Origin of the sequence: Psychrobacter sp. DD43 (genome assembly GCF_904846555.1) — a bacterium.
Classification (GTDB): domain Bacteria; phylum Pseudomonadota; class Gammaproteobacteria; order Pseudomonadales; family Moraxellaceae; genus Psychrobacter; species Psychrobacter cryohalolentis.
In genome coordinates this window covers 76,190-87,956 of the sequence record NZ_CAJHBE010000014.1, presented here as the reverse complement: position 1 = coordinate 87,956, position 11,767 = coordinate 76,190, and the positions used below count along the sequence as shown (strand labels likewise).

Here is an 11,767-nt window from a genome sequence, read left to right as displayed (position 1 = left end):
AGCTCAAATTCCTAAATACGATCTAAGTATAGCTTATTCTGAAATATCTATGCTAATTGATGACACGCCCTAGAACCTTTGGCTGTATGCTAATAGTATTAATGATTGAATTACTTGAAATAGCCGAAGTGTACTTCGTTGTGTATATGCAATGAGCCTTTGGATAGTAGATAATATTGTTTTTATTTACCATAGGCATCGTTATGAAAATAATAGTGGTTCCGTGCTTAGAACCCAAATATTCAGCTATATTTTATTTGTTCTAGGAGTCTGTAAGTTTAGATATCAGCAGTACATATCGTGGGCTTTGTTTGTATAGGTTTTTGACTTACTTCACCTCACATCTACAACCAGTTATACAGTAACTGTCTGATGGCTTTTTTTAGTCAATACATAGTGAGCAATCATACCGATACAAATGCCCCAAAATACTGAACTCAATCCCAAAAACTGCATGCCAGATGCCGTGGCTAAAAAGGTGATTAGTGCCGGTTCTCTTTGGTTATCCTCTTTCATAGCGACGGATATATTGGCTGAGATAGCACCCATTAGCGCCAGACCAGCTAGAGCGGCAATCAGCTCTTTAGGTAATAAGTTAAACACCAGCACAATACTACCAGCAAACAAGCCCCCTAATAAGTAAAAAACACCATTAGCGACACCAGCGATATAACGCTTCTCTTTGAGCTCATGCGCATCTTTTCCCGTACATAATGCGGCCGTGATTGCTGCTAGTGTAATAGTAATACCGCCCACACAAGCAACTGATAACGAAGCAATGCTAGAGGCCATGACAATAGGTTTCGCCGGAGTATCGTAGCCATTTAAATTCAAGATAGCCATGCCAGGTAAAAACTGCCCGCTTAAGCTCACTAAAATAAGAGGAATGGCAAGGTTAAACATTGAGTTCCATGACCATTCTGGCCAAATAACCATAGGTATGGTCATCGTAAAATTAATATCGACAGGATTCATCTTGCCGAATAGTAAACTTAAGAGGACGCCACATAGGAGCACCCAAATCATCGTATATCGCGGTGACAAGCGTTTGGTTAATAAGTAACAGCCCAACATACTAAAGATAATAAATGGCATGGTGTCAGTGGCGACGAATAAGGCTAAGCCGAACTGAAATAGAATACCTGCCATCATACCAGCAGCAATACTGTTAGGAATCCACTTTAAAACCTTATCAAAATAGCCTGTCGCGCCGACAATAAAAATGACGATGGCTGAGATAATATAGGCCGCAACCGCCTCATTGACACTCATCTGTGGAAATAACGTCACGAGTAGAACCGTTCCTGGAGCAGACCAAGCGGTAACCACTGGCGCTTTATACTTAATAGAAAGATAAATACCAGGGATCGCTGTGCCTATCGATATCCCCCAAATCCAAGATGCCATCATGGCTTCTGATACTTGCGCTGCTTGTGCTGCTTGAAAGAAAATGACCAGCGGCCCAGCGTAAGCAATGAGTACCGCTAAAAAGCCGGCAACAGACGCTGAAAGTGACCAGTCTTTTTTTAAGTCTCGTATTACAGTTACCATTTTACGTTCCTACAAACTCTATATTATCAATTTATTATATTGATAATAAATTTGAGATTGCGCGTGTTCTAGGAGAAATCCTTTAACATCATGCTAAAACCCAAAGAATAAGCATAAAATATTGGTGGTGTATCAGAAAGTATGCTGAGGAAATAAAAGGAGGAGTGACAGCCAGAGCAAGATGATATATTTGAGGTTATGAAGACACAAATACAGATCGATTGCCCCGATTGTCACAGTCCCAGTTTTTCGATACACGGCAAAAAAAGCTATGGCAAGCAGAACTACCAGTGCAAGGACTGCAAACGTCAATTCATTGGCGACCATGCCTTAACTTATCATGGCTGTCACTCTAAAATAGAAGACATCATACGGCTAATGACGGTTAGAGGTTGCGGCGTCAGAGACATAGCCGTTATAGCCTCTATTAGTATTGGTAAAGTCCTTAGCACCATAGGCTCATCGGTCTATAAGATTGCGCCTAAGAAGCGCTATTATGAACGCTTAGAGGTTGATGAGTTTTGGACTTACGTGTATCGCAAAAAGCGTAAAGTTTGGCTTATTTATGCTTATGACCGCGCTACCAATGAGATTGTTGCTTATGTTTGGGGCAAACGTGACTTGAAAACAGCTAAGAAGCTAAGAGCCCGTCTTAAACAGCTGAAAGTCAGCTATGGTTCTATTAGCATGGATAACTGGGATAGCTTTATAACCGCATTCAAGCCTGACAAGAAACAAATCGGCAAGCAGCATACGGTAGGCATAGAAGGTAATAACTGCCGTCTTAGACACCGACTAAAACGAGCCGTTCGAAAGACCTGCTGCTTCTCAAAGAAGTTTAATAACCACTTTAAGGTGTTTGATTTGGTATTCTTCTATGTCAATTATGGCTATGTCTGATGCCAGCATACTTTTTAGAACACCACCGAATAATTTGATAATTTTTTTATAAAGTTAGCCATTCAAAACATTAGATCAAACACTTAATAATTACATCAAATCGAGTGGCTTTCCCTACTAAACCACCTAGTCTTTGTTGAAAACTTTTTTATATTCATTTTCAATGATTTGACTTATAACCTTGTTGGCAGTCGTTCCTTTAGCTTTGATGATAGAATCCAATTGATCTTGATTTTTCTTATATATCCTGACTTCACTTAAATCTTCGTTCTTGTTGCTCGCCGAGATTTTACTCCATGCATCTTTCATGTTCTCTATAATTTTAGTTCTATGTGATATTTCTGGTATTGACTCAAGATCAACTGTTGGGTCATTCACGTCTATGTCTTGAGTAAAAACCTCATAGGTATATTCTGCATTTGATAAGACATCAAGACTTGCTAATATTAAATTATACTTGTCTTCTAGAGAGGAGGGTATGAAAGCATTCTGAAGTATGAGGTGGTCTCTTTTTTCTGAGCTCAGATAGTTATAAGCCCATTCAATTTGTTCGCTATCATCACCCTTAAGCCACTTAATTTCTCTACCAGTGCGGTTTCTAAAATAGTTGGACTTAACTGTTTCAATAACGCCTATCAACGGATGAGTGTTTACGTCTACGGGGTTTGCATAATACGGTAAGGTGAGTGGGGTATAGTTGAAATTAATGGTCTCATATTTTAAGTAATTTAAAATGTGTACAATTAACTCATTACCTCCAACTATGGTTTTATTGTAAAAAATACTTTGAACTAAATAAGCAATATGCAGAGCGTTACGGAGGTCATCTTTGATCCAGTTCAATGAGCTATCTGGCAGCTGGTTATTAATTTTAAATTGCATTAGGTCGTGAAAGTATGGAATTGGATATGGCTGAGACTTGAATATGCTGATCAAAGTGGATTTGAAGGCTCCCTTATCAAATTCGATATTAGCTGGTAAATTCCCCCAATACATATTGTGTGCAAATACCAAGCTCTTGCAATCGTCTTCATTAAAACGTCCAATCGTGTTATAAAAATCCTCTAAGTTTTTCCAGTTTTGCTTTGCATGGTAAAAATACAAGTCGGTATTAAATTTATGTTGTTGGGCCTGATGATATGCATTAGCTTGATTTAGCACTTCTTGATTTAAACTAGTAAATGGCTGATTATCCACTTCTATTAAAACCCCATTATTATCAGATGTAGCTGTTAAAGCCGTAGTAATATCTCCACTTTTCTCAGCCGATATTTCGGAATTGTCGTGATACTGGTCAGCAGTCTGAACCAAGTTTCCATCATTATAATCTGAGTTATTATTATATGTCATAGCAAAAATACCTTCAAAAAAACTCTTAAAAAGTGGGTATATAGTCTCTTTTAGTAGGAAAAAACTATGTATTTACTACATAGAAACTCCCTAATATAGGGGCGTGAGCAGTCCTATGCTCTTTTTTAGCTTAAAATAGACTGCATTTAGTCTTTCATATTTCTGCTTTGACTATACCTTGTATATAAGTTTCGTTCTAGCAATAAGTTTGCATAATTTTGGCCCAATATAAATACTTCGTTTAGTACTATCTACGTTTCATTGAATGGATGATTTCATCACTAAGCAAGAACAATATATGATACGTTTTGACAACCCCAGTCAGCTAACTCCATCCTAATCGAAACTCTAACGCAGACAGCAATACTGCATCTGCTCCGATAAAAAAACATCAAGCACACAAGCAAAAAGCTGCTCTTTGGCAGCTCATCCTTAGTGGGTTATTTATATTATTAAGAATACCACTATCATTTATTCTAGTGCTGAGAGCGCAACTCTCAGCAGTTAATATTATAAAAATACAGACTGACCTCACCCTATGAAACCAATTTCATAGGAGCACTACCATGCCGTATTCACATTTCAACCAACCGCTAGTTGTCGCTAATGTTCATAATCTGGTTACGGAGATACTAGCGAACACCATCAGCTTTAATGAGACTATGGATAAACTGAACGGGTTGTATTACCCGTTCATGAATCATCTCAATACTGAGTTGTTTTATACACAGCCAGCTCTGGCATTTTTAAATAGTACTCAAACGATCGTTGGTGATACCTATCCAGAAAACGTGATTTGGAACCATGATAAAACACAGCGTTTTATCAAAATACTGTCATGCTATAAAAATGATATTGATAATGAACGTCAGGCGTTCATTTATCAAGAATCGCACAATAAAAGGGAATTAAAGAACTATGTACACAGCCTGATTAATCATTACTCACGACTGCTCTTTATACGTATCGACCTAAAATATGTAAAAGAAACCAGCCACCATGTATCTATTGAAGATTTTGACTATCACATAAGTAAATTCCGAGATCTTATCGGTAATAAGAAAACATGCTTTGAGCATCGTCAGGGCTATGCATGGGCTCTTGAACAAGGTGGTGTTGAGGGCGGATTGCACTGTCATTTATTGCTGATGTACGACGGTTCCAAAATACAAAATGATTGGTACTTGGCTCGTGAGGTAGGTGAGAAATGGAAAATGGTGACTGGGGGTTTAGGTGAGTACTATAACTACCACGATAAAAAAACTAAGCAGGATTATGAACGAAACGGTAAATTAGGTATCGGCATGATTCATCAAAACAACCCTATTGAAGTTGAAAATGCTTTACGTACTGCACTGTATTTAACTAAACCTGAGAAGGTGGACCAATATTTAAAGGTAAAGGTGTCAGGCATGCGTACCTTTGGACACGGCACATTTCGCACAGCCAAACGCCGTGGACTACCACCCATAGCAAAATAATTACAGATATATAGCATCCCCATGAGATGAGCACCGATGTCATCGTTGCCTCATCAATCTACCCCTAAACGTGTCATCAAGGTCTGCTTTATAGCAGGCCTTTTTATGCGCCATTATCAAGGAGATCCTATGAAACCCATCTGTCCCAATTGTCACTCTTCTCATGTCATCGAAAATATAGAGACCAGTACGCAAGGAATAACAGAGCATCTGTGCTCACCAAAGCTATTCGTCGGTCTTGGTGTGAGCGTCTGCAAGTACTACAAGATCAATCCCATGATTGGCATGGTCGCAGGCAGCGCCATTGCCACCGTCATTAATCTGGCACAACAAAGACTGATGCAACCGCCATTACTCAGAGCGGCTATCCTGCCGCGCTATTTATGCCGTACCTGTCAGCACACCTTTAGCGTCTGACTCTAACATGCTCATTTATTGAAACCTTCAATGACTCATGTAGCAAAGCATGAAATCAATCAAACCACTTATTTTATTCAACAATAAAAGGAATATTCTCATGGCACATTTACTCGAATCTATGGCGTACGTCGGTGACACCCCTTGGCACGGTCTTGGCAACGAGCTATCTCCCAAGCAGCCTATTGAAGTCTGGGCCCGTGAGGCTGGTATGGATTGGCGTATTGAGTCATCCGATGTTAGCTACATGGCAACCAATGATAAAGGTCAAAACCTCATCATGCCTTTTGACGCCAATAAGGTGCTCTATCGTAGCGATACCTTAGAACCGTTATCAGTGGTCAGTCAGCGCTATCAAGAAGTACAACCCAGTGAGATCTTAGAGTTTTATCGTGATCTCACGGAACAAGCAGACTTTGAGCTAGAAACCGCAGGGGTTTTAAAAGGTGGTCGTAAGTTCTGGGCATTGGCTCGAACTGGTCAATCAGCAACATTACGTGGCGGTGATGTCAGTCATGGCTATCTGCTGCTAGCAACCGCTTGTGATGGCACACTTGCCACCACAGCACAGTTCACCAATATTCGTGTGGTGTGTAATAACACCTTAGCGATTAGCCTGGCTAATGGCAGTGGCGGTGTGGTGAAAGTACCGCATAGCACCACCTTTGATGCCCAGAAGGTAAAACGGCAATTAGGCGTATCTGTCAGTCAGTGGGATAACTTTAATTATGAGATGAAGCAGCTCACCAATAGACGAGTGACGCAAGCAGAAGCCGCCAATTACTTAAACCGGGTGTTTAACGATGTCAAAGATGATGGCCTCATCCTGTTTAATACGGCTAAGAAGGAGAAAGAAGCGGTTCCTAATGCTCGCGCTATGAATCAAGTGATGACTATGTTCAATGGACAAGGTCGCGGTGCAGATTTAGACTCTGCTAAAGACACGGCTTATGGCTTACTGTCTGCGATGACGGAGTTTGTAGATCATGAACGCCGTGCTATGTCGCAGGATCATCGTCTAGACTCAGCTTGGTTTGGTGCAGGGGCGAAGCTCAAAGATAAGAGCCTTGATGAAGCGCTGCGCTTAATTGCTTAATCTCTTAATTACTGTAGTTACTCAATAAATCAACCACGCCTTTGAGCGTGGTTTTTTTATGCCGTTTATTTAACCAATAATAAATTTAACGAAGGAATTCATCATGAACATGATCGCATTAAACAATACAACAATCACTCATCCAAGACTTAAGCGTGCCACCGTTAAGAGTAAATCTTCATTAAATGCTCGGCAAAATAGCGAAGCGTTGCCAAAGCCTAAAGTGAAAAATAAACCCATCAAGCCGTCTGCTAATCAAGTTATCTCTGCTAAACGTTTGGTCAATACCAATAACCTAAGTCGTGAAGACTGGCTGCAATTTCGCAAGCAAGGTATTGGCAGTTCTGATGCTGCTGCCGCTTGTGGTATCCACCCGTACCTGTCCATGCTTGAGCTATGGATGATTAAGACAGGACGCATGGAATCAAGCATCGATGAGAGCATCGAGGGATATTCGCCACTGTACTGGGGTAATACCTTGGAGCCGATGGTGGCTAAATACTATCAAGAAAATACCGGTAATAAGGTGCGGCGCGTGAATGCTATCTTGCAGCATCCTGAGCAGCCATTCATGCTAGCAAATTTAGACTATGCCATTACTGGTAGTCACGAAGTACAAATACTGGAATGTAAAACCGCTGGTGAACATGGTGCTAAGCTTTGGAAGCATGGCGTGCCCTTGTATGTTACTTGCCAAGTGCAACATCAGCTGGCGGTCACTGGTAAAACTGCGGCGCATATCTGTGTGCTGCTTTGTGGACATGAAGCCAAGATATACAAGGTTGAGCGTGATGAGCGTTTGATTGAAAGCATCATTGAGCACGAGCGACTATTCTGGCAATACGTGGAAACAGACACGCCGCCAACCCCTGATCATAGCGAGTCAGCTGCCAAAGCCTTAAAGCTGCTTTATCCAACGCCTAAGCCCTCAAGCAAGGTTGATTTGCGAGATGATGATGGTGCCAATAAGTTATTTGAGCAACTGCTGAGTTATCGTGACTATATGCAAGAGTTAGAGCAGCGCCATGATCAGGTTAAGCACCAGCTGCAAACACTAATTGCCGATCATGAGGTGGCCATATTCGAGAAAGGGGCAATTTCATGGAAACGCTCCAAAGACAGTGTGAGTCTTGATAGCAAAGCAGTTATCAAAGCCCATCCTGAGCTACTTACGAAGTTTAGCAAAACCCGTCAAGGTAGCAGACGCTTTGTGGTCTTAAACGATTAAGCCATCAATACATTCATCAACCAATCAAAGACAATCAATTAAAGTAAGCACATAACAGCCCACCCTAATCGGTGGGCTTTTTATGGCTAACTAAAACACATAAGGGATATCACCATGATTAAAGGTCTAACGATTACTCCACCAGTATTAGGTCGCATTAGTATTGGACGTGTCATTCAAAAAGACGGCAAACGTCTTCCTGCTAAAGACGATCAATTCACCATCACCAGCCAAGTGCAGAATAAAGACGGCTGGATCAATCATCCACTAGACGAAAAGCTACGCGCAAATAACGAAGGCAAGCTCAGACAAATTCCCGTTCGTATGTTATTCAATGATCCTGAATTAAACCTACGAGCTGAGTACACGCTATTTGATCGGCAAACGGGCAGACCACTCTGTGTCGGTGACGGTGAGCAGTGTCAGCGCCGAACCAATAATGGTGTGGAAACACTGCCATGCCCATCACCTGATAGTTGTCCATTAGCGCAAGGCGGTGCTTGTAAGCCATATGGCAGACTGTACGTCAATCTGTCTGAGGACGATGAGCTGGGAACGTTTATCTTTCGCACCACAGGCTTTAATAGTATTCGCACACTTGCAGCACGGCTAAGTTACTTTGCAGCAGTATCAGGCAATAAGCTGTCGTGTTTGCCACTGCAATTAACCTTGAGAGGTAAAAGCACGACGCAAAGCTATCGCACGCCAATCTACTTTGTCGATTTAACGCTACGCGATGGGGTGACATTAAAAGATGCGGTACAACAAGCTAAGGCCATTGATAGTGAGCTTAGCGAATATGGCTTCGATCAAATCGCGTTGGATGACGCCGCTAAAACAGGTTATTCCAATTCTTGCTTTGAAGTGGATGGTGATGAGATGTCTGATGTGGTGGAAGAGTTTTATCCAGTAGATACAGATGATGTCAGTAGTGATCAGCAAGGAAACTATCAGAATAATTTAGTAACCCGTAACGTGACTAGCATTGAGCAAGGACTACGGCAAAGCGTAACAGCAGTTAGCTAACTCTATGAAAATAAGCAGTTGATATAAGAAGGAGCGGATTCATTCTGCTCCTTTTTTTATTGGGTTAACTAAGGCGAACGGTCGGACTGTATAGGAAGCCGTAAAAAAATATAGGACTCCCTAACTGTATGAGAGAGAAAGCTCTCATTAACTAATAAGGAGATATTCATGGAAATTTTAAACACAGGCACTCAACAAAACGTATCAACACGAAGCATGCCGCAAATACCTCGCATGCTACCGCTAAAGCAAGTCGTACATTATACAGGGCTTAGCAGCACTACGATTTACGACATGCTCGATAAAAGATCAGACCGTCACGATCCCACCTTCCCCGTTCAGGTTAAGCTAACCAAGGGACGTGTGGCATGGGTCGAAAGCGAAGTTGCTAAGTGGATTGAAAGTAAGATAGCGACTCGAGTTCATTGATACGCTATAAAAAAATAAGCTGCGTTACGCAGCTTATTTTTTTCTTTAATAGCATCAGAGCAACTTATCGATTTATATCAATGAAAGCCCCAACAGGCACGTCACCTTCAAAGTCATCGTGCGCTAAACCCTGCTTTGCCATTTGTTCAGTAATATCATCTTCAAGCTGTTGCTCTTCTGGTGTAAGCTCTTCATCTTCAAGCTGTTGGTCTTCTAATGTAAGCTTATCAAAGTCAACAATATTTTCTATATGATCATCACCGTATGGACTATCCATCGTACCTTCCTTATACTAAATGTTAGAGTGATTAGTATTAGGCGACTAAATAACTATTTCAAGTCTTTTTTTTTGTACTAATTTCATGCTTAATAAACTAGGTATTCTTAACTAAGAGACAAAACCACTTTTTCTCTCTGCAACAATTTTTACTAGCTGATCAAAACTCATTACTTCTATATAGACAATATAGAAAGGCACATCATGAATAGATTTATTTACAAATAAATCGATCACTGGCAAAACGTCAGACTCAGACAGCTACTAGGCTCTTTTTAAAACACTTTAAATAGCTAAACCTAGCTAAACCTAGCTAGGCTTAGCTGTTTTTAGCTATCCTTAGCTATTTGGAAGAGACCAAGACCAACCCTCCGAAACGACTAAACCATCTCGGCGCATTTTTTGTAATAGATTACGTACCTTGTTTTTACGCTGTTTATCATTTAGTACTTGCGGTAATTTATTAGCCAGCATCTTATCAAAGTCACCTAGCCTACCTCGCTCAAACGTTTTAAGATACTCCATAATCAAGCTTTGATAATGCATGTCATCCAAACCACGCATTTGCATATACTCCGCTTGCTGCTCGGTATACCGAGCAACATCAGCAGCGATGATATAGCTATTTTTGCGTCCTTCAATCAATGACTTTTTGCGTAGTGCTTCTGCTTCTGCTTCGTTTTCAGTGATCGCTTGTCCTTTTTGTACTTTATCAAGCGCTATAATATCGTTTAATGCGAGATTATCGACTGTCGCTAGCTGCTTGGCATACTCTTGATCAAGCACTTTACCTGTGAATTTTACGCGTACTCTTTCATGGGTTAAATCATAATCTGGTAAAGGAAAAAATCGCTTGTACTGAATCTGATACATTTTTTTGATGCCGCTACCAATGGTGTCCATCATATTTAGACTAACCATGGCATTGACCAAAAATGGATTACGATAGCTCGCTTCAGGCGCATCTTGTAGCAAGACGTTCTCAATTGTCTTAGGAATAAACTCACCACTGTTTTGAAAAATTAGTGTTGAGTCTTCTTTTTCAACCACCATAATACGTCCACCCAGACGATAGTCTTGATGACCAATGGCATTACTTAATGCTTCACGGATGATATAGAGGTCGTACTGCTGCACCTCTTCAGGGAACAACGTACCAGCAGGCATGTAGCGGTAATTTAGATTGCGAATTTTGTTATACACCTCGTCCAAGGCTAACAAAAATGGTGGCGAAAAATGCTCATAGTCTTTTTCAATACCATCAACGCCCTTTAGAATCCAAGTGATATGTGCTTGCGCTGGACTTAAAAAATACGTGGATTCATAACGTCCCAATAAAATAATCGCTTTGTTAGTTTAGGGGATAGTTACAAGCGGATACTGGTAGTCGGTGGCGGCAATTCTGGCGCGCAAATTTATGCTGAGCTAGCTGAGGTTGCCGATGTAAGCTGGGTCACGCGTGAGCCGCCATTATTTTTAGCAGATGATGTCGATGGTCGCGTATTATTTGAGAGAGCTACGGCTCGGATTATGGGTAATAATGGAGATGCACCGGTGGGCGGAATTGGTGACATTGTTATGGTGCCTCCAGTGAAAGCGGCTCGTGATAAAGGTATTTTAAAAGCGGTGTCTATGTTTAGCCGATTTACTGAGCAAGGTGTCGTGTGGAACGATGGACGTGAGGAACAAATCGATGCGGTGATCTGGTGCACTGGGTTCAAACCAGAGCTTGACCATATAGCCAATTTGGGTGTGCTAGAGGATGACGGTAAGGTAGAAGTAAAACAAGGCCAATCTATAAAAGAGCCTCGTTTATGGCTATTTGGCTATGGCGATTGGGCAAGTCCAGGTTCAGCTACTTTAATTGGTGCTGGACGTAGTGCTAGAGAAAATACTCCCGCTTTGATTGATTTTGTGCAAGGGGTTTCTTAATACTCAACTCGATTTAGACAGTTATAGCTTGAGAAAGCCAGTTTATGAAGACCTCATAAAATATCTTGATTTATTCTTAT

11 protein-coding genes and 1 pseudogene are annotated in these 11,767 nt (G+C 41.0%); 8 read left to right on the top strand and 4 right to left on the bottom strand.

What is annotated here, in order from left to right:
- Positions 1–354: 354 nt before the first annotated feature.
- The gene (gene benE / locus JMX89_RS08865) at positions 355–1,551 is read right to left on the bottom strand and encodes a benzoate/H(+) symporter BenE (RefSeq protein ID WP_201551408.1); all 1,197 of its coding nucleotides are present in this window, start codon (positions 1,549–1,551) and stop codon (positions 355–357) included.
- Positions 1,552–1,749: 198 nt separating this feature from the next.
- Here benE and JMX89_RS08860 point away from each other — a divergent pair, with 198 nt between their 5' ends.
- Positions 1,750–2,451, top strand: coding sequence for an IS1 family transposase (locus tag JMX89_RS08860; RefSeq protein WP_201551406.1), 702 nt, complete (start codon positions 1,750–1,752; stop codon positions 2,449–2,451).
- A gap of 126 nt (positions 2,452–2,577) precedes the next feature.
- Here JMX89_RS08860 and JMX89_RS08855 read toward each other — a convergent pair whose 3' ends face one another.
- Positions 2,578–3,801, bottom strand: a complete 1,224-nt coding sequence (locus JMX89_RS08855; RefSeq protein ID WP_060491984.1) for a hypothetical protein — start codon at positions 3,799–3,801, stop codon at positions 2,578–2,580.
- A 566-nt stretch (positions 3,802–4,367) separates the two neighbouring features.
- On the opposite strand from JMX89_RS08855, the gene JMX89_RS08850 reads away from it, so the two are divergent.
- The 6 genes from JMX89_RS08850 (at position 4,368) to JMX89_RS08825 (ending at position 9,478) form a co-directional block, all read left to right on the top strand.
- Positions 4,368–5,282, top strand: a complete 915-nt coding sequence (locus JMX89_RS08850) for an inovirus-type Gp2 protein (protein WP_201551404.1) — start codon at positions 4,368–4,370, stop codon at positions 5,280–5,282.
- Between the two features lie 129 nt (positions 5,283–5,411).
- Complete coding sequence (locus JMX89_RS08845) at positions 5,412–5,699, top strand: hypothetical protein (RefSeq protein ID WP_201551402.1); 288 nt, start codon at positions 5,412–5,414, stop codon at positions 5,697–5,699.
- 100 nt (positions 5,700–5,799) lie between these two features.
- Positions 5,800–6,795: a DUF932 domain-containing protein gene (locus tag JMX89_RS08840; RefSeq protein WP_201551400.1), complete on the top strand. Its 996-nt coding sequence runs from the start codon at positions 5,800–5,802 to the stop codon at positions 6,793–6,795.
- A 103-nt stretch (positions 6,796–6,898) separates the two neighbouring features.
- Positions 6,899–8,023 (top strand): YqaJ viral recombinase family protein, encoded by a 1,125-nt coding sequence (locus JMX89_RS08835; protein ID WP_201551398.1) that lies wholly within the window; start codon positions 6,899–6,901, stop codon positions 8,021–8,023.
- Between the two features lie 114 nt (positions 8,024–8,137).
- Positions 8,138–9,049: a hydrolase or metal-binding protein gene (locus tag JMX89_RS08830; RefSeq protein ID WP_201551396.1), complete on the top strand. Its 912-nt coding sequence runs from the start codon at positions 8,138–8,140 to the stop codon at positions 9,047–9,049.
- Between the two features lie 168 nt (positions 9,050–9,217).
- Entirely contained in the window at positions 9,218–9,478 is a 261-nt protein-coding gene (locus JMX89_RS08825) for a helix-turn-helix transcriptional regulator (protein WP_223808574.1), read from the top strand.
- A 64-nt stretch (positions 9,479–9,542) separates the two neighbouring features.
- Here JMX89_RS08825 and JMX89_RS08820 read toward each other — a convergent pair whose 3' ends face one another.
- A complete protein-coding gene (locus JMX89_RS08820; protein WP_144297485.1) occupies positions 9,543–9,755 on the bottom strand; it encodes a hypothetical protein in 213 nt (70 codons plus the stop codon).
- A 339-nt stretch (positions 9,756–10,094) separates the two neighbouring features.
- A complete protein-coding gene (locus tag JMX89_RS08815; RefSeq protein WP_201551394.1) occupies positions 10,095–11,090 on the bottom strand; it encodes an ATP-binding protein in 996 nt (331 codons plus the stop codon).
- Between the two features lie 36 nt (positions 11,091–11,126).
- Here JMX89_RS08815 and JMX89_RS08810 point away from each other — a divergent pair.
- A pseudogene (locus tag JMX89_RS08810) lies at positions 11,127–11,687 on the top strand (FAD-dependent oxidoreductase); the annotation flags it as partial.
- Between the last annotated feature and the right edge of the window lie 80 nt (positions 11,688–11,767).

Coding starts and splice junctions, on each gene's coding strand:
- JMX89_RS08835 (WP_201551398.1), top strand. CDS start 6,899: ATGAACATGATCGCATTAAACAATACAACAATCACTCATCCAAGACTT.
- benE (WP_201551408.1), bottom strand. CDS start 1,551: ATGGTAACTGTAATACGAGACTTAAAAAAAGACTGGTCACTTTCAGCG.
- JMX89_RS08860 (WP_201551406.1), top strand. CDS start 1,750: ATGAAGACACAAATACAGATCGATTGCCCCGATTGTCACAGTCCCAGT.
- JMX89_RS08820 (WP_144297485.1), bottom strand. CDS start 9,755: ATGGATAGTCCATACGGTGATGATCATATAGAAAATATTGTTGACTTT.
- JMX89_RS08840 (WP_201551400.1), top strand. CDS start 5,800: ATGGCACATTTACTCGAATCTATGGCGTACGTCGGTGACACCCCTTGG.
- JMX89_RS08845 (WP_201551402.1), top strand. CDS start 5,412: ATGAAACCCATCTGTCCCAATTGTCACTCTTCTCATGTCATCGAAAAT.
- JMX89_RS08855 (WP_060491984.1), bottom strand. CDS start 3,801: ATGACATATAATAATAACTCAGATTATAATGATGGAAACTTGGTTCAG.
- JMX89_RS08825 (WP_223808574.1), top strand. CDS start 9,218: ATGGAAATTTTAAACACAGGCACTCAACAAAACGTATCAACACGAAGC.
- JMX89_RS08850 (WP_201551404.1), top strand. CDS start 4,368: ATGCCGTATTCACATTTCAACCAACCGCTAGTTGTCGCTAATGTTCAT.
- JMX89_RS08830 (WP_201551396.1), top strand. CDS start 8,138: ATGATTAAAGGTCTAACGATTACTCCACCAGTATTAGGTCGCATTAGT.